This window comes from Mucilaginibacter sp. (genome assembly GCF_036568825.1).
In the GTDB taxonomy this organism is placed as follows: Bacteria; Bacteroidota; Bacteroidia; order Sphingobacteriales; family Sphingobacteriaceae; genus Mucilaginibacter.
The window spans coordinates 64,706-87,697 of sequence record NZ_DATCRU010000059.1 but is presented as its reverse complement, the minus strand read 5'-3'; the positions used below and the strand labels follow the sequence as shown (position 1 = coordinate 87,697).

At 42.3% G+C, this 22,992-nt stretch carries 23 protein-coding genes and 1 other RNA gene; 8 read left to right on the top strand and 16 right to left on the bottom strand.

The genetic code is table 11. The features are described from left to right. Nucleotides 1–257: 257 nt before the first annotated feature. Complete coding sequence (locus tag VIM89_RS12305) at nt 258–1,604, bottom strand: Gfo/Idh/MocA family protein (protein ID WP_488156455.1); 1,347 nt, start codon at nt 1,602–1,604, stop codon at nt 258–260. A 32-nt stretch (nt 1,605–1,636) separates the two neighbouring features. Further along, entirely contained in the window at nt 1,637–3,463 is a 1,827-nt protein-coding gene (locus tag VIM89_RS12300) for a glycoside hydrolase family 35 protein (RefSeq protein ID WP_488156454.1), read from the bottom strand. 145 nt (nt 3,464–3,608) lie between these two features. Between VIM89_RS12300 and VIM89_RS12295 the strand changes: the two genes are divergently transcribed. Beyond that, complete coding sequence (locus VIM89_RS12295; protein WP_488156453.1) at nt 3,609–4,271, top strand: carbohydrate-binding family 9-like protein; 663 nt, start codon at nt 3,609–3,611, stop codon at nt 4,269–4,271. 69 nt (nt 4,272–4,340) lie between these two features. Continuing rightward, nucleotides 4,341–5,453 (top strand): acyltransferase family protein, encoded by a 1,113-nt coding sequence (locus VIM89_RS12290; RefSeq protein WP_488156452.1) that lies wholly within the window; start codon nt 4,341–4,343, stop codon nt 5,451–5,453. A gap of 168 nt (nt 5,454–5,621) precedes the next feature. Here VIM89_RS12290 and VIM89_RS12285 read toward each other — a convergent pair whose 3' ends face one another. The 4 genes from VIM89_RS12285 to VIM89_RS12270 form a co-directional block, all read right to left on the bottom strand. Next, nucleotides 5,622–6,221, bottom strand: coding sequence for a GNAT family N-acetyltransferase (locus VIM89_RS12285; RefSeq protein WP_488156451.1), 600 nt, complete (start codon nt 6,219–6,221; stop codon nt 5,622–5,624). An 86-nt stretch (nt 6,222–6,307) separates the two neighbouring features. After that, the gene (locus tag VIM89_RS12280; protein ID WP_488156450.1) at nt 6,308–6,832 is read right to left on the bottom strand and encodes a hypothetical protein; all 525 of its coding nucleotides are present in this window, start codon (nt 6,830–6,832) and stop codon (nt 6,308–6,310) included. Between the two features lie 150 nt (nt 6,833–6,982). Beyond that, on the bottom strand, nt 6,983–7,534 hold the full coding sequence (locus tag VIM89_RS12275) for a ferritin (protein ID WP_488156449.1): 552 nt from the start codon (nt 7,532–7,534) through the stop codon (nt 6,983–6,985). 98 nt (nt 7,535–7,632) lie between these two features. Next, entirely contained in the window at nt 7,633–8,238 is a 606-nt protein-coding gene (locus tag VIM89_RS12270) for a NanQ anomerase/TabA/YiaL family protein (RefSeq protein ID WP_488156448.1), read from the bottom strand. A gap of 100 nt (nt 8,239–8,338) precedes the next feature. Between VIM89_RS12270 and VIM89_RS12265 the strand changes: the two genes are divergently transcribed. Both VIM89_RS12265 and VIM89_RS12260 read left to right on the top strand, forming a co-directional pair. After that, nucleotides 8,339–9,238 (top strand): helix-turn-helix domain-containing protein, encoded by a 900-nt coding sequence (locus VIM89_RS12265; RefSeq protein WP_488156447.1) that lies wholly within the window; start codon nt 8,339–8,341, stop codon nt 9,236–9,238. Nucleotides 9,239–9,303: 65 nt separating this feature from the next. Continuing rightward, entirely contained in the window at nt 9,304–10,158 is an 855-nt protein-coding gene (locus VIM89_RS12260; RefSeq protein ID WP_488156446.1) for an SDR family NAD(P)-dependent oxidoreductase, read from the top strand. Between the two features lie 57 nt (nt 10,159–10,215). Here VIM89_RS12260 and VIM89_RS12255 read toward each other — a convergent pair whose 3' ends face one another. The 9 genes from VIM89_RS12255 to VIM89_RS12215 are packed head-to-tail and all read right to left on the bottom strand — an operon-like array spanning nt 10,216 to nt 18,922. Further along, nucleotides 10,216–10,593: a DMT family transporter gene (locus tag VIM89_RS12255; RefSeq protein ID WP_488156445.1), complete on the bottom strand. Its 378-nt coding sequence runs from the start codon at nt 10,591–10,593 to the stop codon at nt 10,216–10,218. Nucleotides 10,594–10,602: 9 nt separating this feature from the next. Next, complete coding sequence (locus tag VIM89_RS12250; protein WP_488156444.1) at nt 10,603–11,589, bottom strand: sterol desaturase family protein; 987 nt, start codon at nt 11,587–11,589, stop codon at nt 10,603–10,605. Nucleotides 11,590–11,596: 7 nt separating this feature from the next. Beyond that, complete coding sequence (locus VIM89_RS12245; protein ID WP_488156443.1) at nt 11,597–13,069, bottom strand: N-acetylneuraminate synthase family protein; 1,473 nt, start codon at nt 13,067–13,069, stop codon at nt 11,597–11,599. Nucleotides 13,070–13,095: 26 nt separating this feature from the next. Next, nucleotides 13,096–13,899 carry an SDR family oxidoreductase gene (locus tag VIM89_RS12240; protein ID WP_488156442.1) on the bottom strand — a complete coding sequence of 268 codons (804 nt, stop codon included), beginning with the start codon at nt 13,897–13,899 and terminating at the stop codon, nt 13,096–13,098. A 4-nt stretch (nt 13,900–13,903) separates the two neighbouring features. After that, a complete protein-coding gene (locus VIM89_RS12235; protein WP_488156441.1) occupies nt 13,904–15,241 on the bottom strand; it encodes an aminotransferase class III-fold pyridoxal phosphate-dependent enzyme in 1,338 nt (445 codons plus the stop codon). 15 nt (nt 15,242–15,256) lie between these two features. Then, a complete protein-coding gene (locus VIM89_RS12230; RefSeq protein WP_488156440.1) occupies nt 15,257–16,192 on the bottom strand; it encodes a transketolase family protein in 936 nt (311 codons plus the stop codon). A 1-nt stretch (nt 16,193) separates the two neighbouring features. After that, nucleotides 16,194–17,060: a transketolase gene (locus VIM89_RS12225; RefSeq protein WP_488156439.1), complete on the bottom strand. Its 867-nt coding sequence runs from the start codon at nt 17,058–17,060 to the stop codon at nt 16,194–16,196. A gap of 1 nt (nt 17,061) precedes the next feature. Then, entirely contained in the window at nt 17,062–17,883 is an 822-nt protein-coding gene (locus tag VIM89_RS12220) for a cytidylyltransferase domain-containing protein (protein ID WP_488156438.1), read from the bottom strand. Beyond that, nucleotides 17,876–18,922 (bottom strand): hypothetical protein, encoded by a 1,047-nt coding sequence (locus VIM89_RS12215; RefSeq protein WP_488156437.1) that lies wholly within the window; start codon nt 18,920–18,922, stop codon nt 17,876–17,878. The genes VIM89_RS12220 and VIM89_RS12215 overlap by 8 nt, the downstream gene beginning before the upstream one ends. 454 nt (nt 18,923–19,376) lie before the next feature. On the opposite strand from VIM89_RS12215, the gene rpiA reads away from it, so the two are divergent. Beyond that, entirely contained in the window at nt 19,377–20,078 is a 702-nt protein-coding gene (rpiA, locus tag VIM89_RS12210; protein ID WP_488156436.1) for a ribose 5-phosphate isomerase A, read from the top strand. Between the two features lie 2 nt (nt 20,079–20,080). Here the strand turns inward: rpiA and VIM89_RS12205 are convergent, their stop codons facing one another. After that, nucleotides 20,081–20,389 carry a hypothetical protein gene (locus tag VIM89_RS12205; protein WP_488156435.1) on the bottom strand — a complete coding sequence of 103 codons (309 nt, stop codon included), beginning with the start codon at nt 20,387–20,389 and terminating at the stop codon, nt 20,081–20,083. 404 nt (nt 20,390–20,793) lie between these two features. Here VIM89_RS12205 and ssrA point away from each other — a divergent pair. From ssrA to VIM89_RS12190, 3 genes are all read left to right on the top strand, one after another. After that, nucleotides 20,794–21,162: a transfer-messenger RNA gene (gene ssrA / locus VIM89_RS12200) on the top strand. A 248-nt stretch (nt 21,163–21,410) separates the two neighbouring features. Continuing rightward, on the top strand, nt 21,411–22,628 hold the full coding sequence (locus VIM89_RS12195) for a site-specific integrase (RefSeq protein ID WP_488156434.1): 1,218 nt from the start codon (nt 21,411–21,413) through the stop codon (nt 22,626–22,628). A gap of 93 nt (nt 22,629–22,721) precedes the next feature. Beyond that, on the top strand, nt 22,722–22,991 hold the full coding sequence (locus VIM89_RS12190) for a hypothetical protein (RefSeq protein WP_488156433.1): 270 nt from the start codon (nt 22,722–22,724) through the stop codon (nt 22,989–22,991). Nucleotide 22,992 lies beyond the last annotated feature (1 nt).

Sequence of the window (22,992 nt, the reverse complement as noted above, 5' to 3'; positions counted from 1 at the left end):
CACGTTACCCATAAGAAAAGGCCGGGCCTTTGAGAGAACAATAAAAAATAAACACTCAAAAAGTAAATTCCGAACCTATTCAAACTTTAAACCAGCATACTAATCCTTAACTTAATGACATTGCTCGTAGAGGCTACCCTTAACCGACATGCATAGTTTGCCTACTTGAAATGGGTAGCCCTTACAGGGCAAAAAATAACCTTTGGGTCGAATACTACAAAGCGGTAGACCCTACGGGGCATAAACTCAAATTGTTATTAAAACCCGCTGTCATCCAAAGCAAAGGTCGATTTACGGTCTTTCCATTTGCCTTTGGTAAAATCCGGGAATTCCTGTGGTTGGTTTCCCGTAGCTATTGATTTTTCGGAAAGCGGAGTAATCACGCTCATGGTAACTGAATCATAAACATCAATAGGAGTAGGGCCTTTTCTCTTAACTGCTTCTACAAATGCATTGAATACAAAATAGTCCATTCCGCCATGACCCGCCCCGGATGCTTTGTCGGCATATTTTGCCCAAAGTGGGTGATCATATTGTTCAAACCATTTTTTGGACGGATCCCATTCGTCTTCTTTCTGGCTTTTATAATTGATATAAACTGATTCGTTCAGATCCATCCAGATACCTTCGGTACCCTGCACCCTAAATCCTAATGAGTATGGCCGAGGCAAATGACAATCGTGGCTTAACATTATTGTCTCACCATTAGCGCAATTGATCAAGGTCGTAGTCACATCGCCATTTTTGAAGTTGATCTTCGCATTCGGATGGCCAGGGGATTTTTCCTCAATATAAGTATTTAATCCTCTTGACTTTGATGAGAACGAAACCAGGTTGGTAAAGCGGTTGCCATAGTTGATGTTGGCATAGTGCATCAATGGCCCGGCGCCGTGGGTAGGGTAGATATCGGCATTACGGTCGATATTAAACTGTGTACGCCATTGCGCTTCACTCAAGGCATTAGGCCCGAATTCTACTCCATGATCATAAAAGTGCTTGCCGTCGTTAAATAATACTTCACGCAAATTGTGCTGATAACCGCCTTGCAGGTGGATGATCTCCCCAAACAACCCTTTGCGAACCATATTTAAAGCAGCCATCACGTCGCGGCGATAGCATACATTCTCCAACGTCATATAAGGAACGCCGGTATGCTCCGATGTTTTTACGATATCCCAATGGTCGTCAACAGATAACCCGGCTATAACTTCACAGCCGACATATTTGCCGGCTTTCATAGCATCAATGGCTTGAGGATGATGATATTGCCATGGAGTGGCGATGATCACCGCATCGATATCTTTATGGTCCAGCAATTTTTTATAAGCGTCCAAACCACCTGTATATTCAATAGGCTGCTTTTTGCCGGCTTTCTTAAATTGCTCGCGACAGTATTGCAGTGAGCTTTCCTGGGTATCGCAGATGGCTACAATTTCTACATCATCTCTCAATAATCCTTCCTGTATATGATTACGCCCTCGAAGCCCGACGCCGATATAGCCCAATCGTACTTTGGTAGTGTCTGCAAAAAGTGAACCTGCGGGGAGGATGGTTAGTCCGGCAGTAGCCAGTGCGCTTTGTTTGATAAAGTCTCTGCGATCCATAGTTTATAGTTTGGTTTATAATTGTTCAACGGTTATTCTAATGTGTTTTCGCCTGATACAGAAGTTGCTTCGGTTTGATGCAGGTCGAATACCAGTACCTCATTTTTACCTTTCTTCAGCCATGGAGCCGGGCAATACAGCCGTTTCTGCGGACCGATATCCCAATAGCGCCCCAGATTATGGCCATTCACCCAAATCGCACCTTTTTTATATTTACTTAGGTCGATGTAAGTATCGGCTACCTTATCGAGATTAAAGCTTCCTTTGAAGAATGCACCATTCTTTTCTGGATTGATGGCGGCAGGTTTTAGTGTTGAAATGTACTGATTGTCAAATGGCAGTTTATAAATATCCCAATCCATCAGTGTCATGCCGTTTAAGGTCACCCTGTCGGTAATACCTTTGCGGTCGATCATATACTGAGCGAAATTGATATGACCCATCGCTTCCACAAATATTTCAAGGACAGGGTCTTTCACGTCAGATTTAGGCAGGTTAATACTCCATTTACCGCTGTCGCGTTCTACCTTGCCAACATACTTGCCGTTTAAGAATACGGTAGCATAGTCATGCGGCTCGGTGATGGTCAGTTTGCCGCTTTTATGGCCGATCAGTTTGGTTCTATATAAAACATATCCTGACGATTGATCCAATGCCTCCATCGGTTTAGGTTGAGGAGACTTTATCGGTACCGGCAAATTGGCCCAAACAGTAGAGTAGGCCTGCATTTTTATCTCGGGAATGGTCATGGTCTCTACCGGTTTTGGCACTTCCGGTATTTTGTATTTCACATATCTGGAGATCAGTTTGCGTAACGCAAAATATTTTGGAGTTGGTCGCCCCTGCTCATTTATCGGCGCGTCGTAATCATAGCTGGTTACATCCGGCTGAAATTGGGTTGGTGTAAAGGCATTCGCCCCGGCAGTAAAACCAAAGTTGGTCCCACCGTGTACCACATACAGGTTGAATGAGCGTTTGGTATCCAGTAAGAATTTTACTTCTTTCAGCAGACTTGCGGTATCCGGTCTGTTCCATTTTTCGCCCCAATGAGTTAACCAGCCAGGATAGGTTTCGCTGCTAAACGCAGGTACATTTGGGTTACGTTTTTTTGCCTCATCAAAATCAGCTTCGCTGCTGCCGCTGTCCAAACCGATTACTGCACCGTACACATTTCCGGCTTCCAGCATAAATGCTGTAGGACCGTCAGCGGTATAAAAAGGTACGCTAATTCCGTTTTTGATCCATATGTTGCGCACGGTTTCCATATAGGTCTTGTCATTGCCGTAGCTGCCGTATTCGTTTTCAACCTGAACCATTAATATCGGTCCGCCGTTGGTACATAAAAGCGGTTTAACAATCGCAGCCAGGTGCGTCATATATCTTTCAGCAGCTGCCATATAACGCGGATCCATGCAGCGGATCTTTATATCAGGAATTTTTAATAGGTAGGATGGTATCCCACCAAAATCCCACTCGGCGCATACATAAGGCCCGGGACGAAGAATCACCCACATGCCTTCCTGTTGACAAATTTTGATGAACTCGCCTATATCATGGTTATCAGTCTTAAAATCAAATACGCCTGGTTTGCTTTCATGATAGTTCCAGAACACATATGCTGCGATGGTATTGCAACCCATTGCTTTTGCCATTTGGATGCGGTTGCGCCAGTAAACTCTGGGGATGCGGGCAGGGTGCATCTCACCGCTTATGATTTCAAATGGTTTTCCATTCAGCAAAAAGTCGGTCTTGCTTAATGAAAAAGTATTTTTTGAAGTCTGGGCTGATACTGAAAATCCTGTAAATAATAAAGAAATGGTAAGCAAGAAGGGCGTGAATAAGCCTTTGAATTTTTTCATAGATCACTTAAAAAGATTAAAAACAGGAACAGCAAAAAACACTCCGGATGCCCCGAACCTGCTGCAAGCGAAAATATTGAAAATATATTTATGTGTGCGCACACATTTTATAACTTTACTAAGTTATTTTTGCCCCGGTTTTATTATGGTCGAGAACAACCTATACATATCACGACTGCCGGGTGTCAATCAAATTACGCCTGTTGGAAGTATTATTCCCCTGCTGGAACGGGAGAGAAGTCACAAGATCAACATCCAGCCTTGGCCGGAATATCCCGAATACTATGATCTGCCAAAAGTCTCCTTCAAAATAGCCCATGGCAACGATTGCATATTTATTAAATATGATGTGGAGGAACATGAAGTACTGGCCCGCTACCGCAATACCAACGACCCTGTTTATAAAGATAGCTGCGTAGAGTTTTTCATAGCCTTTGGTAATGACAGATCATACTATAACCTGGAGTTTAATAGACTGGGAACTTGCCTGGGTGGATTTGGAATACCGGGCGAAACAAGAGCCTCATTGCCTGCAGAATTGCTGGAAACTATAAAATACGAGAGAACCATCCATCAAAAGAAAGGCGATCCTAACCCAACCATTAATTGGACTTTGATGCTGGTGATACCTGTGCAGTTGTTTTGCTTTCATCAAGTTAACCAGTTAAAAGCGAGAAAATGCCGGGTTAACTTTTATAAGTGTGGTGATGATCTTACCCAGCCGCATTTCCTGGCCTGGAAAAATATTGTAGCACCTAAGCCAGACTTTCATCGACCTGAGTTTTTTGGCGATGCCGAATTTGCCTGAGATTGGATGAAAACTCGAATAAAGCATTAACTTTATTTAAGTTAACCTAACATCATCCAATTTTCCTGTATGGAACCCGTAATTTCCCAAAAGCCCGGAAGAATACTGTCCATTGATGTAATGCGCGGCATCATCATGATATTGCTGGCTGCCGAAAGCTGCTCGGTTTATGAGTCGCTCAAAAAGCTTGAACCGGGAGGCATACTTGGTGCTATCCTGAACCAATTCTTTCATCATCCCTGGCATGGGTTGCATTCTTGGGATCTACTGCAGCCTTCATTTATGCTTATTGCCGGTACAGGAATGTACATTTCCTATTATTATAAAAGAGAGAGGGGAATAACCTGGTCACAGAATTTTAAACATATTGCTATCCGGTCTGTCAAATTGTTTCTGCTGGGCACGGGATTGCATTGTGTTTATGCCGGTAAATTGGTTTGGGAGTTGTGGAATGTACTGACACAGTTGTCGTTTACCAGTATTATTGCTTATCTGATTATCGACAGGTCATATAAGTTCCAAATCGCTGTTTCAGTAATTCTGTTAATCATTACCGAATTATTGTACCGATTAATTTTAGTTCCTGGATTTGATCAGCCATTTGTGGAGTATTACAACTTTGGTGCTTATATGGATACGGTGCTGATGGGTAAAATAAATCACGATGGTTGGGTGGCGATCAACATTATTCCTACAGCGGCGCATACTATATGGGGTGTCTTAGCTGGGAAATTGTTAGTATCCAATTATTCATCTCAGCAAAAAGTTAAATACTTATTGATAGCCGGAATTGCTGGTTTGATATTAGGCTTCGGATTGGATTGGCTGAGTATCGCGCCTATTATTAAACGTATTGCAACTAGTTCGTTCACACTAGCCTCAGGCGGATGGGTATTTTTGATGATGGCGTTTTGGTACTGGCTTGTAGATCTGAAACAATACACCAAATACGCCTGGATTGCCGTTGTGGTAGGAGCAAATGCCATATTTATCTACCTGTTTTTTGAAACTGTAGGCTACCAGTGGGTGAATGGTTTTGTGGCGATCTTTGTGCAAGGTTTTTCCAATATGGCAGGCTTGGTGCCTAAAATATCAGCCGTGCTCTCAGCTCTGGTAACCTGGTTTTTGGAATGGAGCCTATGTTATTGGCTGGCGAAGAATAAGGTGTTTATCAAATTGTAGGGTGAAGATTAAAATAAAAAACGTCATGCTGAATTTATTTCAGAACCCCATCATAAAAGTGTGAGATAGGCAGGTCTGCTACTGCAAATTGATGACCAAGCAGGCATGAATGTCCTGTGGGTTGCCGAAATAAATTCTGCATGACCTCGGGGTTTGCGCCGGCTTATATTATAGTCTCTTTCTCAAATTTTCCTTCACCCCATTCTCCCATTCTTCTTTCAAAATGCTTAGCACAATGGAATCCCGGCGTGTGCCGTCCTCCAGCCACATATGACTACGGATAATACCTTCGAGTTTACACCCAATACTTTTCATGGCGGCTATACTGCGTTCGTTACGAGCATCAGCCCTGAATTCGACCCGGTACATGTCCAGGTCTTCAAAAGCAAACTGAAGTAATAGAAATTTGCAATGCTTATTTAATCCCGTCCCCCTGAATTTTTCGCCATACCAGGTATAGCCTAGTTGCAGCATGTTGTTCTGCGGCTGTATATCGTAAAAACGGGTGCTGCCTGCATACTCACCGCTGGTTTTATCAAATACAATAAAGGGATATTCTTTACCGGTTGCTTTGTTCATCAATGCAGTATCAACGTAAGCACACATGCCTTTTTCGCTTCGCGCGCTTGTTTGTGAAAAGCGCCATGTATCGGGTTCATTTATAGCAAAGGGGACCAGGTATTGAAGGTCAGATTCTACTAATGGCCTTAACAGAACTTTGTCGTCTTCTAAAATATAATTGTCCAGGTGGTTGAAAGGGCTTTTCATGATGCGATAATACTCAATTTCAGTTCAATATCTATTGAGTATTATCGCTCAATCTTAATCTTTACAAAAGGCGAACAATTAGCCTTTTAATTAACGGCGTTGTTAAGTGAAGGCGGTGTTTTGCGTTTAGCCCTGATTTTGATGATCTGGTAAATAACCCCCACAAGAAAAACTATCATTAAGCCGTTAAGCACATTTTTCAGCAGCGGATCATCAGGACCGGAAGCGATAGGGTGACTGATCGGTAACCGGGTTAACGATTCAACAAATAAGGGTATACATGATAAAAACAAGGTTGCTGACATAACAATCACCTGGATATATTCGCCAAGCTTCCCGAGAAAGCGCAGCCGTCGGGCAAAGATGCCGATAGGCAATAATACAAGGACGATGATAGCCAGATAATGACCTGCTGTAGGATGGCCGAAGCGCATGATTGGTAAGCCAGTAACACAGGTTAGAATAGTTAACCAGATATACCATTTGCCCGGACCAGAAACAGGATCGATCTTACCGGAGCGAAATAGCGCGTACAAGGCAATCAGAATGGCAAGAATACTGATAGCAGTATGAATAATGCCAAGAATGGAGAGGTGATTTGGTGTGATCATGATTTGCGTTTTAAGTTTATCTAAATATAAGAATATCAGACAATTAATCTGAAACACAAATTTTGATATTCAAAAAGCGAAAATGAAGGTATCAAACAAAAGCCCGTCCACATTACAGACAGGCTTTTTCATTATAATTTGGAGAGTGATTTATGGATTTTCGACGCTTACATCCTGTGCCAATATAGCATCGTCGGGTGTTTTTTCCAGGTCGCGGTCAAGGGCGTAGAGCGCGTCATCATTGGCATTCGCTCCGCCGGCCACTTTAATTTTGGATAACAGATCCATTGCAAGAGTTTCTTCTTCGGTTTGTTCCTTTACAAACCATTGCATAAAGTTCCAGGTGGCCCAGTCCCGTTCAGTCATAGTCATATCAACTATCTTGTAAATATTCTGGGTGTTATCTACTTCTGATTTGAATATCTTCTCAAAGCAATCATTTACGTTAGCCGGGTCAGGGCCGGGAGCAGGTATTTCGGTAACCTTTACTTTGGCACCTCTTTTCAGGATGTATTCGAGGATTTTCATCATATGATTCCGTTCCTCGTTAGCGTGCCTGAAAAGGAAATTAGCTATTCCATCATAACCTCTGTCGGTTGCCCATGAGGCATAGGCAAGGTATATCTGGGCATTAGCTGCCTCGTTGGTCATTTGCTGGTTTAATGCTTCGGTAAGTGAAGATGATAATCGGTTAGTTTCCATACTTGCTTAAACTGCAAAGCGGCCGAATGGTTTGTCGCCCCGGTACAAATATTTGAACTAACTAAATCTATTTCGCAGATTATATGCCTGGCGTCAACCTATTCTTTATACCTGATCTTAATCACCAATTTTTTCAAACTATCTGCGCCATCTATTTTAATATCGGGTCTGTGGGCATCCTGCGGAAAGAATAAAAAGAATTCCTTTGGCGTGGCTGTGAGAAATTTGCCATCAACATTATAATTGGCAGCATCGCGGCTTTCACTGTAAGGTTCGGTAACTGTTGCCTTTACGACAGGGGCCATGCCGATTTTAATTTTGCCCGAGATCACATAGTGCAGGTCGATGTATTTTTTGTGTGATTCCCATTTTACATCCTCCAATTTTTTGGGTGGACCGTTTGAGATCATGGCGTAAGCATTATCACCATCAATAGGGTATTTGCCCGGAGCCATTGTTGCCAGTTTGCTATCATTTAAAAAAGCGAAAACTTTATCCCACAGGGCTTTATTGTTTTCGTATTGCTTCATAAATTCAACACTGTTGATAGAAGGATCGGGCTTTATTTTCAGGTCTTTAGCCCACTCGCGGCTTCTTACCCATTTGTTTGCAGCTTTAATGTTTGCAGGTGAATCAGTTTGGGCGTTGACTGCTGTGGCAGCAAAAAACAGGAATAATAAGAAAGCGATTTTTAAGGTTTTCATAGATCGATAATTGGAAATGCCAATATACATGTAAAAAAATTATGTCGTTAAGATGACATTGTTTTTTGCTGATTTGTTTGAATTTTGTAATTTTGTTTGTATGGTAGTAGAGACGATAGAGGATTTTTATAGGAATAAATTCGATTGGATGCCGGACAATGTTCAGCAAAATATCGGGCACTTCAATGTGTTTAAAATGGATAATTATACGGTACCTACAGGTAAGCAGATGACCTATAGCCGCCGCAATTATTATAAGATCAGCTTAACTCGCGGGGAGGGAATACTGCATTATGCTGATCGTAGCATTCAATTGAAGGGTACATCGTTAATGTTTTTTAATCCACAAGTACCTTACACTTTTGAGTCGCTCGTTGATCATCGTTCAGGCTTCTTTTGCATATTCACCGACGAGTTTTTTACAGGTCGTTTTCGTGGTGGATTGAGCGATTTGCCTGTTTTTTCGATAAGTGGAAAACCTATTTATGCACTGAATGAGGAGCAGGAGGATTATGTGGCAACGTTATTTATGAAGATGCTAGATGAATTAAATTCTGATTTCGATTTTAAATATGAGTTGATCAAGAATTATATCACTGAATTGGCTTATTATGCACTCAAAACTAAGCCATCTGAGAATCTATGCAAACATATTGATGCCAAATCCCGGATAACTTCGGTGTTTACGGAACTGCTTGAACGTCAATTTCCTATTGAAGCGCCTAGTCAGCGTTTTGCTATGCGATCTGCTAATGATTTTGCGCAGCGATTGTCTGTTCATGTGAATCATTTAAACCGGGCTATACGTGAAACTACCGGTAAAACTACCACCGATCATATTGCTGAACGCCTGTTGCGTGAAGCTAAATCACTGTTAAAACATACCGACTGGAATATATCTGAGATTGGTTATTGCCTGGGTTTTGAAGAACCCACTCACTTCAATAATTTCTTCAAAAAGCAGACCCGGTTGACGCCTACTTCTTTTAGAAATGTTTGAATTTTGTAACCATTGGTTTGAATAATGTAATGCTTTCGCTTTACTGTTGATTTAATTTTGTTCTTATGAAGACAAGAACAGAAACAGACAGTAACAAAAAAGTATGGTTCATCACCGGTGCATCAAAAGGCTTCGGGCTAAGCATTGTGAAACAATTGCTTTGTGCCGGGCACTTTGTGGCTGCTACTTCCCGTGATAAGGAAGCATTGGCCAAGGCTGTGAACCGTGATGAAAGCAATTTTTTACCATTACAAGTCGATCTGGCTAATGAGAGCAGCGTATCGCTGGCGCTTCAGCATACTTATGAAGAATTTGGTCGGATCGACGTAGTGATCAACAATGCAGGCTATGGTATTGGAGGCACCATTGAAGAACTAACCGACGAAGAAACCCGCCAGGCATTCGATGTCAATGTATTTGCTACACTGAATGTAGTGAGAAACGTAATGCCTTACCTGCGCGACCAACGTTCAGGACATATCATCAATATTTCTTCTTCAGGCGGTTTTGCTCCGGGCATGGGCTGGTCGATTTATTGCGCGGCCAAATCTGCAGTGATTACGCTAAGCGAAGTATTGGCAGAGGACGTAAAACATTTAGGTGTGAAAGTAACCTGCGTGTCTCCAGGGGCATTTCGTACCAATTTCCTGAATGGGGAATCAATTGCAGTTGCGCAAAATACAATAGATGATTACAGGGATATTACCGAGGCCCGCAGAGTATATATGAAAAGAGATGGCCTACAGCCCGGTGATCCTGAAAAAGCTGCGGCAGCAATAATCAGAATAGCAGGGCGAGAGGATGCTCCGGTACATTTACTGTTAGGCGGCGATGCTTATAACCGTGTCTTGACAAGATTGGATGCTCTTCATAGTGGTATCCGTGAGATGGGCGAGGTAACCTGCTCAACCGACTTATAATTGGTATTCTCTACGCTATTCGAAGTCGGAGGCTTCGGACAGCCCTGCAACGATTCCTTACTTTAATGCAGTACCATAAAATTTGAGCCCAAGGATACCAACCATGATCAGCGTAATGAAAAAGAGTTCAAGTAACGAAAATCGTTGCTGGAAAAAAGCGATTTCGGCGATCTTGATCATAATAAGCGTAGCGGCCGTCCAAACGGCATAGGCAGTCGTTGTTGGTAGTTGCTTAATTGCGAGCGAAAAGAAATAAATATTACATACGCCAAAAATGATATAGCCTAAAAATGGTAAAATAACAGGCAACCCGCCTGTGGTTTTATAAAAAGTGGCAAACTGCAAGTTTTTGATCTCGCTGAATTTCATGTACTTGACCGAGAAGGTCCATGCAGCTTCAAAAGCAGCAGCGATAACGATGTATAACCAGGCCAATGTGTTGAGTTATTTGTCGTAAGATATATAATTTTCCTGAACCGGGCTTAATTCCAGCGGCTCAGGCGGTAAATTATTGGAAGGCTTATATTCAACGGGTTCTATAACCGGATTGAATTTCCGGAATAGTTTCCATTTGCTGCTTAACCAGTTTACCATCCGTGGCCGTAGGTTATAGTACCAACTGAACCAACGATAGCGCAATAACTTCTGTTCGTCAAAACGCTTTACTGAGAAAGCATGCTGCAGGAAATAGTCCTTTGGATAGTCATAATACAATCCCCAATTTTCGCGCTTATCGCCCGGTTTGTGTCCGGGATCATAAGCTGTTCCGAATAGATGGTCCCATAGGGAAAACTTGGTTGAAAAGTTGGCGTGAAAAACTTCACGATAATTCGCATGATGCCATAGATGCAGCTCCGGCGAGTTGAGGAAGTATTTCAACTTGCCAAGTTTCACATTGACGTTGGCGTGAATAAACATGCCAAACATAGCGTCGAGTAATGCCTTGATCGGTATCACCATCGGATTGGCACCAAGTATCACGATAGGGGCGAATTCAATAGTTTGATTAATGATGATCTCCACTACATGAGAACGCGATCCCGCAAGGAAATCGACTTCTTTGCCTGAATGGTGCGCTTCATGGGTTCTCCATAAAACTTTGTTGGCGTGCTGTAATCGATGGAACAGGTAGATATACAGATCATGCGTTACCAGGAAAAACAAAACCTGCTCCGTTACCGACCAGCTTTTGATGAATTGAAAACCCGACCAATCGAAATGATGCTGCAGAGGAGCGATGATGTAATCAAATATCAGGATCTTTAGAAAATAACTTTGGATGATGGTATACCACACCAAATCAACCCAAAAGCCTTCCCTGAAGAAAGGCAATCCCTTTCTGTAGGGCGATATCCGTTCCCAGGCGATAATGAATATCACCCAGCAGATCAGTATACTGGTTGTTATTACTAATAACTTCGATTGATCCATTCGTCAATTATTGCCCTTGTTTGTACTCGTCGCTGATATATACACGCAGCCTTTTCATCGGGCCAAGTTCTGATTCATAAACTTTTTTAACACCATCACCTGCAGCTATTTCTACATCCCTGATATCGCGAACCAAACGCTGGAAACCTTGTGGCTCAACTGATGCAGCATGATCCGATCCCCACATTGCACGATCCAGCGTAAAATGTCTTTCTACAAAAGTAGCACCTAAAGTTACCGCAGCAACTGTTGTTGCTAATCCTGTTTCATGACCAGAATAACCAATCGGCACCCCGGGATATTTTTTAGCCAGAGTTTGTATCATTTTCAGATTCAGCTCTTCCGGTTTGCATGGATAAGCAGAGGTTGAATGAGCAATGAAAAGCGGGTAATCCTCATCAAATTCTTTTACCAGTTTTACGGCTTCTTCAATTTCGCGCATGTTCGACATACCTGTTGACAACATCAGCGGTTTTCCGGTAAACAGGATGCGTTTGATCAATGGAAAATCGGTCAGTGATGCAGATGCCAGCTTATAGATCGGCGTATCAAACTGTTCCATAAAATCAACAGCCTCAACATCCCAGGTTGATACAAACCAATCGATACCTAACTCGCGGCAATATTGGTCGATAGCAGCATATTCTTCAACACCAAACTCGGTTTTGCGTTTGTAGTCGATATATGACATGCGGCCCCAAGGGGTATCGCGCATTATTTCCCATTGATCTTTTGGAACACAAATTTCCGGTGTGCGTTTCTGAAATTTTACCGCGTTTACTTTAGCTGCTACGGCTTCGTCTATCAATTTCTTAGCTATTTCCAGCGATCCGTTATGGTTAATACCTATCTCAGCGATAACATAACAAGGCTCACCCGGACCGATGCGCTGACCACTGCTTAATTTGTAAGTCTTATCCACCATTTGTGGGTGCTGGCTAACTTCAGTATGACTTTCATTAATAGTGATTTGCGGCTCAACTACTTCTTGTTTTGTGCGAGCGTCTATTAACATTTCAGCCAATTCTCTGAAAGCACCTTCTCCGCCTTTTGCGGAACATACATAATCAACCTTTTCCTTTACAAAAGACAATGCGTCTGATGGAGAAGCTGTAAAACCAACTAGCTCCATAATGCCAAGGTCGTTGCTGTCATCGCCGATATAGGCAATTTCAGAAGCCTGTAAACCACGGCGTTCCATGATCTCTCTTAGAATAGCAGGTTTATCTTTTGAACCTAAGTGAAGTTCAGTGATCTTTAATTTCTCTGCTCTTTTGGCAACTGAAGGGGATAATTCACCGGTAATGATCCCGGTATCGATGTTGGCGAGGTTGCGCATGCGCTCGACAGCCATCCCGTCGCGGATATTAAATTTCTTTAGCTCTTCGCCTGATTCTCCATAGTAAACTCCGGCATCAGTCAGTACTCCGTCGCAATCTGTCAGCAATAATTTAATGCTTAATGTTTTTTGTGATGTCATGGCTATCAAATATTAGGGGTTGTCTTTTAAATTGCCGTCCAGCCACCATCCACTACCAGGTTGGCGCCGGTCATATAAGCTGATGCATCGCTGGCAAGGAATATCAATGCGCCCTGGTAGTCAGAGGCGCTTGCCATGCGGCCCAGCAATGTTTTAGCTGAATAATTCTGTACAAAAAATTCGTCCTGGTTATTTTCTACACCTCCGGGCGAAAGGGTGTTTACCCGCACGCCTTTGTTGCCCCAGTATGCCGCCAAAAAACGGGTGAAATTGATCACCGCGCCTTTGGTTACCGGGTATACCGCTGACTTAAAAAAGGTTTGATTGCCTTCTTTATTGCGGTAAATCCTTTGATCAGGCCCAACCATACCATAAGTGGATGCCAGGTTGATGATGCTGCCACTGCCCTGTTCGGCCATCACGGTACCAAAAACCTGCGATGCAAGGAATACGCCGGTTACATTTACGTCCAATGATTTGCGGAATGAGCTCAGCGGATAATTCTCAAACGCAGATTGTTCTTTAGCGAGGTTCGGATTCTCGAACATGTCATTGATGGCAGCGTTATTTACTAATACATCTATCGAATCATATCTTGTTATGATCTTATCACGAGCCTCTTTTAAAGAATTCTCATCCGTCACATCAACCTTAAGCCCAAAATGCTGTTCGCCCAATGTGGAGGCGAAAGCCTGGCAGGCAGCTTCATCAATATCAGCAACTACTACATTGGCCCCGGCAGATGCCAACGCCTCGCAGTGCTTTTTCCCGATAAGGCCTACCGCACCGGTAACAATCGCCGTTTTATTTTTTAACGAAAACAGGTCCATTATCTCAGGCTGTTTTTGGTTTGATATTATAGTTATTTACCTTGCGGAACACAGCTTCAAGCACTTCACCTTTCAGGTATTGCTTTACATTTCCGCTGGTGATGGCCTCTTTCATGATCGGCATCACATCGCGATAAGCTGAAAGGGTATATTCAATATCCTCATCGGTATGGCTAAAGCACATATTGTGGAAGCCACCCCATAGCACACCGCGTTTTATCATTTCCTGCTGCATCAAGGCTTTTACTTCCAGACCGTTACCCGCTTCAGGAGTAAAAGTTACCATCGAGCGGCAGTTGTAGCCAATACAACGGGTGTAAATGTCCATGCCTGTTTCAATGACGATTTGGTTGTAACCGTCTTTTAATAAAGCACCTTTTTCATCCAGGTATTTAGGGACATTTTTATCACGAAGTTCATTGATTGTGGCCTTAGTAGCAGCCAGTGATAAAGCTTCGCCGCCAAAAGTGGTATAGCTGAATACTTGTGAATTAAATAATTCCATTACATCAGCGCGACCGGTAAGGAAAGCTATCGGCATACCGTTGGCGCAGGCTTTTGAGTAAACAGCCAAATCAGGTTTTACATCAAAATATTCCTGTGCACCGCCTATTGCTATACGGAAGCCCGTCCACATTTCGTCAAATATTAAAAGTGTTCCGTTTGCTTTACAGGCTTCTGCCAGTTCTTTCAGGAAGCCCGGTTTTGGCGCTTCAAAAATGAAAGGCTCTAAGATCAAAGCTGCTACAGTTTCGTCAAGCGATGCTTTGATCGAGTCGATATCGTTATACTCGAAAGTATAGGTCATATTTTGTATGGCCTCCGGAATTCCCGCATTGCGGCTGGTGATACCGATATACCAATCGTGCCAGCCGTGATAACCACAGCAAAACACTTTTTCACGACCCGTAAATGCACGTGCCACACGTATTGCCGCTGAGCAAACATCAGCTCCTGTTTTTGATATTTTTACAGCTTCAGCATTTGGGATAACCTGCTGAAGTAATTCCGATACTTCCACCTCAAGCGGATGCATCATCGAGAAAGTAATGCCATCTTCCAGTTGTTTTTTGATCGCTTCATCTACTGCCGGGTAAGCATAGCCTAATGAAATTGGGCCGATAGCGGCGTTGAAGTCGATGTATTCGTTGCCATCCACATCCCAAACGTGCGAACCCTTGCCGCGTTGTATATACTTTGGCGCGACACCTTTGATATATTGTCCAGGGCCCTTCGCTAAAGTTTGCGTAACAGGTTTCTGCACTTTCAGCGCTCTCTCATACAACTCATCCGATTTGGTGATCACCGGATAATCTTCATTAAACTTTACTGTGTTTGGCATATCGTTATTCTTTTATTATTCTGAAAACTGCGGCACGGCAATGTTTTGCTGAACCGCGTTGGTGGTATATCCTAATATTTTTTCGGCTATTTGTTTGCCCGTGAAGCCTTCGTGTTGCAATACATTGGGCAGTAATGATGGCTTGAACCATTTTTCATTCAGCGCAAATGGCAGCACTTTAGCTGTAGTTTGATGCTTTAATAGTGTTTCGGCAACAATGGTGTATAAACCACCTGTCAGGAAGTGGTCTTCTACAGTTACTACCAGTTTATTATTGGCCGCTTTCAATATTGCCTGTTCATCAACAGGCTTCAAGCTGCGCATATTGATCAGTCCGACTGATAAACCTTCATTTTTCAGTATTTCAACGGCAGCTAACGTTTGAGCGAAAAGCAGACCGTAAGTCAATATGGTTACATCCGTTCCTTCAGCTATTACTTCAGCCTTGCCTAATTCAAAAGGAGCATGCTCATAACCTGATTTTTGGGTATTGATGCGTACATAGGAAGGAGCAGGATAATTCCAGATCTCAGGCAGCATTTTTAACAGATCGTCTTCATCAGCCGGTGCAAAAACGGTCATGTTGGGTATGCCACGCATCAGCGCGATATCTTCAATAGCCTGGTGGGTCGGACCGTTGCCATCCGATAAAAATCCCGGGATAAAGCTGCTTAGTTTAATAGGCAGATTGGGAATACCTGCATCGGTGCGTACAAACTCAAATGCACGCATGGTAAGAAATGAAGCCAGTGCATGAACAACTGGTATGCGGCCACGTAACGCTAAACCTGCTGCAGCACCGATCATGGTTTGCTCGGTAATACCGGTATCTATAAACCGGTTGCCTAAATGGGCGTGTATATTACGTACCAGGGCGCGGTTTTCGGCCGTCATCACTATAAAACGCTCATCTGCTGTGGCTTGCCTGGTTAAAAGTTCTTCGTAGGTCATATTATCGTACTACTAAAGTTTCTGATGTTAATTGTGATAAATGTTCGCCATGCAATTCTTTCAAAAGGCTTTCGATCTCGGGCGCTGTAAAATTGCAAAACCACCTGTCGGCACGATGCTCAATGCTTGGCAAACCTTTACCACGAACGGTGTCGGCAATCACTACATTAACTTTACCTGTTTCAAAAGGATAAGCTGAAAATGCATTGTGTAAGGCATCAAAATCGTGCCCGTCAATTCGTTTTACAGAGGCACCAAAGGCGGTGAATTTATCATGCAGTGGTTCAAGCGGAATCAACTCCTCAGTAGGCATATTCGCCTGGAACTGATTGCGGTCGACCACAAAAATCAGGTTATCTAATTTATAAGCGTTCGCTACTAAAACAGCTTCCCAGCAGGTGCCTTCGTTCAGTTCCCCATCACCCAGGATACATACCACACGGTTTTTACCACCGCGTATTTTTATATCCATCGCTACACCTATAGCCACCGAAGGCAGGTGACCCAACGAGCCGGAATGAAATTCGATACCCGGAATTTTTGTATTTGGATGCCAGTAAATATTATCATCGATAGATAAATGATTTTTCAGGCGATCTTTTTCCATCAAGCCCAATTCCACAAATGTTCCATAAAGTGCAGGTACATCATGACCTTTAGAGAGGAAAAGATAGTCGCGGTCCGGATCGTCCAGGTTATGGTTTCCGATGTTCAGCCATTCAGAATACAGGTATAAGATCAGGTCGGCAGCAGAAAGCGAAGCGCCAACAAAGCAGCCGCCGTCCGTTGCCGTCCTTACAATATGCTCGCGTATTTTCAGTGCGGTTTGCTGCAGCTTTTGTTTATCTATAGTGGATTTATCAGTCATGTTAGTTTGTTAAAGTCTTGGTTTGGTCTGCAGTAATTGTTTTCAATTCATCCAGGTGATTACGGTACCAGTTTACACCCGAGTACTCAGCGTTGATCTTGTAAATGTTCGGACGTTTTGCGAGCAAGTCCAAAATATCCTCACAAGAGAAATCTGGCTTAATGGGATATAACTCTTCGAATACAGCCTCGATAAAATCATAATCCGCCTGGTAATCAATAGTAAACCGGTGCGACATGGAATAATCTTTGCCTGTATTATAAAGTACGTTACCAATTCTGAATTTTTCCGGGTTTTCCCAGATGTAGGGTGTGGTGTGTTCCAACTCGAGCTGCCGGGTGGCTTCTTTCCAGGTTTTTTCGATGCAGGCCATAGTCATGATCTCCACATCATTACCATCTGGGAAAGAGGCAGGGTGTAAGTTGCTTACAAAGTCGTATTGTCCATGGTGATCAAAATAAAAATCCAGCACCTGGTCGATGATCCGGGGATCAATAAGCGGGCAATCAGAAGGAATTTTTAATATAATGTCTGCATTATATTGCTTAGCCACCTGGTAATGCCTGTCAAGCAAGTTATTCAGGCTGCCACGAAAACATGGAACTCCGATTTTTGTAGCTTCCTTTTCAATAATATCATCTCCGGCTTCTTCGGGTATAGCGATAACGATCTGCGCCTGGTGGCGGATCATCTTCAACCGTTCGATCATCCTGTAAAGTAAGCTCTCGCCCAAAATGGGAAGCATTACCTTGCCGGGTAAACGATTCGACGACATCCTGGCCTGCACCACTATTACAATCTTATCCGTCCTATTATCAGGCATACACCTCTTCGTCTTGCGTAATCTTTTCTGGTTTATAGGTGAATTGTTTCAGGAACTCCTTCCGGTTTCCTTCAAATTCAATATATGCGCGGCAAATGTTTGCTATGTTTTTGGCTGATGTGCCATTGTTCTGTACCGGCATCCGGTTTTTTAGTTCGTCCAGATCAAAATAGGAGTGAACCTTTTTACCTAAAGCAAGGCCGGTATATACCACGGTAGACCATTGAGTAATCAACTCGCAACAATTGGCAATCATTTCATCGGTATTGCCTGTTTGATAGATCAAGGTATCCAGTGGCGCATATTTCTTTATTTCCGCTTCGGCGCGCGCGAACTTTTCATTAGGATGCAGCTTGAATAACAACTGCCTGCCATCAGCGATTTTAACGGTCTCTCTGATAAATGCTTCCCGATCCTCATATTTATAAGTTTCGCGCATGTCACTGGTGGCTACCATTACATAGTCGCGGTAAGGGAAGTTATTGTTTAAGAATTTGGCGCAGTTATCGTAGTTAGGAATACCCGTCACAAATAGTTTATTGCGATCTGTCCCGCCTTGTACAAAATGGTCTTTATAGCCTTCAGAAGCCGCGCAATAAATATCGAACTGATTGGTTGACCCATTAAGAGCTGTATTTCCGCTGACGAAGGCGGGCAATCCCAGTTTTTTAACCGCTTTGCTGACGAATGAATGCTTATCGATCATCCCCTCCTGCACCCAAATGGTTTTATACTTACGTAAGCTGCTTGCAACGATCAGGTCTGAGCAATACACCACAAGGTCATAGCCGTTTTTCTTGCCGCCATAATCCATATTCAATTGATGGCGTTTCAGGTAGTCTTCAGAGCGGGCTTTAAACTGACCTCCGAGAATAGTATTATCTCCCAAAGAGGTTAGCTTTTGCAGCGACAATAAAACTTTTGAATCGGTGAAAATTTGACTGAACCAACAATCGTACTCAGGCAGCTGCAACGATATCTGGTGCATCTGCGTAGTCTGGTTAATAGAGCCTGTGATAAATAGTATTTTTTTCTTCATAGAACCACCTGTATCTCCCAATGTTAGGTTCCGATGAAGTCAAATATATATATGACTTTTTTACTTCGATATACAATTAGTTAAAGTTAATGAAGTGTTAACATTTGCTTAACTAACAGAGGGGTTACCCAAATTTATTAAAATTAATTTTACATTAAATATTAAAAATGAAACATATTATTTTGAAATGACACTTGGCTTATATATAGATTTTATGTGTAAAAATATGGTTTTTGCTGGGGGAGAAGTCTTTTGAAACGAAACGGATGGCTTAAATGCTTTTTTTTAAAGCGTAACATATTATTTTATAATATTTTGCATGTTTTTCAAAATCATATTGTCTTAACATGTCTGCAGCCACATCTTTTGTTTACCGGACGATTTTTGTCAGGTATTTCAAAGAAATGCGAGCGTAGGAAAAAAATTACCGTACTTTATTCGAAATTTTCGAACTATGAAACTCCAGAGTGAACTCCTTTCCCATTTGGGCTGGTCGGATAATATTATCAATAAAGAAGCTAAAGAAAGACTGGCCCGGCAGATTGCCGATAAGGTGCAGGATGGCCAGATCGTGGGTGCAGGATCAGGTTCTACTGTTTACATGGCTTTGTTTGCTATTTCTGAACGCATCAAAAATGAAAAGCTGAATGTAAAGGTGATCCCATCATCTATTGAAATAACCATGGCTTGCAGCAGTTTGGGTATACCGGTAACCGGTTTGTTTGAGGATAAACCCGACTGGGCCTTCGATGGTGCAGATGAAGTAGACCCAAAGAACAACCTGATCAAGGGCCGGGGCGGGGCTCTGTTTAAAGAGAAGCTGCTGATCAAATCGAGTAAGAAAAATTATATCCTGGTAGACGAAAGCAAGATCGTAACCCGGCTCGGTATGAACTTCCCGGTTCCGGTTGAAGTGTTTTCCGGGGCATTGCTTTATGTGGAATCGGCTTTGCGTGAGATGGGAATTAACGACATCACCTTGCGTGCCGCTAAAGGTAAGGACGGACCGATCATCACCGAAAACAACAACTGCATTTTTGATGTGCGGTTTGATCATATCCCCGATGATATGGAACAAAAGATCAAATCCATCACCGGTGTGATCGACAGCGGCCTGTTTATAGGGTATGATGTAGAGGTGCTGATCGCGAAATAAGCTTATTTCAGATTTGCGCCCAGCTTTGACCAAAGGTGAATTGATAAGCCTTTGCTAAATGTGCTGTATGATGTTAAGAGTATACCCTTGAGGTCATTATGCAGAGACCTGATAGCGTAAATAACATAGTTGTCCCTTTGCCTTTTGGCACCGTCAAACTTGTAAGTATCAATCACTTCAAAATCGTCAGGACTGATCAGCTCACTGTCCTGAACACAAAGTATGTGTTCATTTTTTATGACAAAGTCCTGGTCGTAACCCCTGAGCTGTAGGTCGATGATGGCTTCTGCAATCTTGTTATAGTTTTCCATTTCCGTTGTGTTTAAATAGATGTGTTATTAGTTATTTGGCAGAATGCTTTAAATTTTAAATGAATGTTTTACGGATAGGAAATTAAAAGCATCCTTTATGTTAAATTAATATTCAAATCAGATGCCAGAATTCTAAAATGTTAATAATCAGTTGATTTTGTGGAATTAATTAAAGGGGTATTTGCTTCGGTTCGTTAAAACGCGAGCTGGTTAGCGAAATATGGTAGTGAATGGTGAGTAGTCAATAGTGAATTGTAAATTGCCATTTCAGGTAAGTCATTCACTATTCACCTTTGACCATGACTACTCAAGGTTTACTCGCTATTTACAATCGTCGTCTGAAAAATTCCTATATTTGTATTCTGCTTTCTGCAAACTGCCCACCGGCAACTGCGAACTCAAAAGGGGTCGACCGGAATTGACAGGATGGAGATAAGTAGGTAAGCATGCAGCGCGTTGGGTGAATTAGCGCTTTAATCTGAACGCTCAAACTTACAAATGGCGAAAATAACTACGCCTTGGCTGCCTAATTTAGAATTAGAATAGCCTTTGTCCCGCCGGTGTTCCGTTTCATTGGACCGGCAACCGGGGCATCGAAAAATGAAACTGGCTTGCTTAGGGTGTGATAAGCGGGCGAGATAAAGCACCTAAGGAAGATGGTACAGGTAAGCGGCTGACCTTCCCCTTCCCGACAATTTAACAGCAGATAAGCATGTAGAAAGCTTACCTTATACCATGTTTGGACGAGGGTTCGAATCCCTCCGGCTCCACTAAGTTCAATGTTAAAATAGACTAAAAGCCTGCAAATCAAATGATTGCAGGCTTTTGTTTTTTAGTCAAACGGCTATTTTATTCACCAAATCGCAATAAAAAGGAGCGTAATTCGGTGAGTAAATTTTAGAAATTCCCTACTCACCAAATTGGGTTATCTATCTGATATTCAACTGGTTCAAAAAATGAACATCTTGTACGAGGTTGATTGCAAGCTTAATTTTGTTTCACTTTTTAATGTTAAAACATTATGAAAACTAATTTCAGTTTGCTTTTTTATTTAAAGAAGCCCAAAAACTACCAAAGCGGCCTTGTGCCGATTTATCTGCGCATTACCGTAAATGGTAAGCGTTCGGAAACTACCACTGGCCGCGAGTGTGATCCCAGTACATGGAACTGTATTGCAGGTCGATTAAAAGGGACTAAAGAGGAAATCAAATCCTTTAATGCCTATTTGGATACGTTGCAAAAGCAAGTTTATGAGGCGCATAGCCAGTTAACGGAATCAAAAAATCTTATTACTGCCGAATCTCTTAGAGATAAATTCTTGGGTAAAAGTGAAAAAACAAGGATGCTTATAGACATATTTAAAGACCACAATAAGAAAATTGTTACATTGGTTGGTAAAGAATATGCAGCAGGCACGGCAGTACGCTATGAGACTTCACTAAAGCATACCCAAGATTATTTGCAATGGAAATACAAGGTAACTGATATTGACATTAAAAAAATAGACCACGATTTTATTACAAACTATGAGTTTTATCTCCGTTCGGAGCGGAATTGTGCTAATAACTCGGCTTTTAAATACATTAAAAACTTCAAAAAAATAATTGGTATTTGTTTGTCAAGTGGTTGGTTAGATAGAGACCCATTTGTTAATTATAAAATCAGAATTAAACAGGTTGATAGAGTTTTCCTTAATGCGGACGATTTACAAGCGATGGCTAACAAGGTTTTTTCAACCGAGCGCCTTAATCAAGTAAGAGACATTTTTTTATTTTGTTGTTTCACAGGATTGGCCTATGCGGACGTTAGCAAGCTTAAGCGAAATGAAATTGTAAAAGGTCTGGATGGCGAAATGTGGATATTTACCACGCGAAAAAAAACGGATACCCCAAGTCGCATTCCTTTATTACCTACAGCTTTGAATTTGCTTGATAGATATGCTGACCACCCGATTTGCTGCAATTCGGGTAAAGCCCTTCCCGTGAGCACTAATCAGAAAATGAATGCTTATTTAAAGGAAATAGCTGGTATATGTGGAATTGATAAACCGCTTACGTTCCATATAGCCCGCCATACCTTCGCCACAACAGTTACACTTTCAAACGGAGTACCCATCGAAAGCATTTCTAAAATGTTAGGCCATACCAATATCAAAACTACCCAGCACTACGCGAAAATCCTGGACATTAAAGTAAGTCAAGATATGAGTAAGCTCAAACGGCGGTTGGCATCCTCTTAAACTGATTCTCCAAATAGCGGCACAAATTAACTGGTTAGTGCGCTATTAATATGAAGCCCAGGTTCACAATAAAAATAATTTAATTAAATTTGTATGACAACGTTACAACAAACCATGCGAACAACGGTAAAAGATACCCGTTCTAAATCAGTATTTGAGCTTTCGGCAGATGAATTGGCCGACAGGCTACGGCCGACTGCTGATGCCGTTAAGCGTGAAACATTTAAAAGAGACGGCTACCTCACTTACTTTGATAAAGTCGTTTGTCCAGACACCAGCTACATGGTGCATGAGTACCGGGATAGAAAAGAATTGGTTCAAATAGATGACAAAGGGGTATCCCACCTGGTTAAAATCCTCTGAA

Excerpts from the sequence above, each read along its gene's own strand:
- VIM89_RS12305 (WP_488156455.1), bottom strand. The coding sequence starts at position 1,604 with ATGGATCGCAGAGACTTTATCAAACAAAGCGCACTGGCTACTGCCGGA.
- VIM89_RS12300 (WP_488156454.1), bottom strand. The coding sequence starts at position 3,463 with ATGAAAAAATTCAAAGGCTTATTCACGCCCTTCTTGCTTACCATTTCT.
- VIM89_RS12295 (WP_488156453.1), top strand. The coding sequence starts at position 3,609 with ATGGTCGAGAACAACCTATACATATCACGACTGCCGGGTGTCAATCAA.
- VIM89_RS12290 (WP_488156452.1), top strand. The coding sequence starts at position 4,341 with ATGGAACCCGTAATTTCCCAAAAGCCCGGAAGAATACTGTCCATTGAT.
- VIM89_RS12285 (WP_488156451.1), bottom strand. The coding sequence starts at position 6,221 with ATGAAAAGCCCTTTCAACCACCTGGACAATTATATTTTAGAAGACGAC.
- VIM89_RS12280 (WP_488156450.1), bottom strand. The coding sequence starts at position 6,832 with ATGATCACACCAAATCACCTCTCCATTCTTGGCATTATTCATACTGCT.
- VIM89_RS12275 (WP_488156449.1), bottom strand. The coding sequence starts at position 7,534 with ATGGAAACTAACCGATTATCATCTTCACTTACCGAAGCATTAAACCAG.
- VIM89_RS12270 (WP_488156448.1), bottom strand. The coding sequence starts at position 8,238 with ATGAAAACCTTAAAAATCGCTTTCTTATTATTCCTGTTTTTTGCTGCC.
- VIM89_RS12265 (WP_488156447.1), top strand. The coding sequence starts at position 8,339 with ATGGTAGTAGAGACGATAGAGGATTTTTATAGGAATAAATTCGATTGG.
- VIM89_RS12260 (WP_488156446.1), top strand. The coding sequence starts at position 9,304 with ATGAAGACAAGAACAGAAACAGACAGTAACAAAAAAGTATGGTTCATC.
- VIM89_RS12250 (WP_488156444.1), bottom strand. The coding sequence starts at position 11,589 with ATGGATCAATCGAAGTTATTAGTAATAACAACCAGTATACTGATCTGC.
- VIM89_RS12245 (WP_488156443.1), bottom strand. The coding sequence starts at position 13,069 with ATGACATCACAAAAAACATTAAGCATTAAATTATTGCTGACAGATTGC.
- VIM89_RS12240 (WP_488156442.1), bottom strand. The coding sequence starts at position 13,899 with ATGGACCTGTTTTCGTTAAAAAATAAAACGGCGATTGTTACCGGTGCG.
- VIM89_RS12235 (WP_488156441.1), bottom strand. The coding sequence starts at position 15,241 with ATGCCAAACACAGTAAAGTTTAATGAAGATTATCCGGTGATCACCAAA.
- VIM89_RS12230 (WP_488156440.1), bottom strand. The coding sequence starts at position 16,192 with ATGACCTACGAAGAACTTTTAACCAGGCAAGCCACAGCAGATGAGCGT.
- VIM89_RS12225 (WP_488156439.1), bottom strand. The coding sequence starts at position 17,060 with ATGACTGATAAATCCACTATAGATAAACAAAAGCTGCAGCAAACCGCA.
- VIM89_RS12220 (WP_488156438.1), bottom strand. The coding sequence starts at position 17,883 with ATGCCTGATAATAGGACGGATAAGATTGTAATAGTGGTGCAGGCCAGG.
- VIM89_RS12215 (WP_488156437.1), bottom strand. The coding sequence starts at position 18,922 with ATGAAGAAAAAAATACTATTTATCACAGGCTCTATTAACCAGACTACG.
- rpiA (WP_488156436.1), top strand. The coding sequence starts at position 19,377 with ATGAAACTCCAGAGTGAACTCCTTTCCCATTTGGGCTGGTCGGATAAT.
- VIM89_RS12205 (WP_488156435.1), bottom strand. The coding sequence starts at position 20,389 with ATGGAAAACTATAACAAGATTGCAGAAGCCATCATCGACCTACAGCTC.
- VIM89_RS12195 (WP_488156434.1), top strand. The coding sequence starts at position 21,411 with ATGAAAACTAATTTCAGTTTGCTTTTTTATTTAAAGAAGCCCAAAAAC.
- VIM89_RS12190 (WP_488156433.1), top strand. The coding sequence starts at position 22,722 with ATGACAACGTTACAACAAACCATGCGAACAACGGTAAAAGATACCCGT.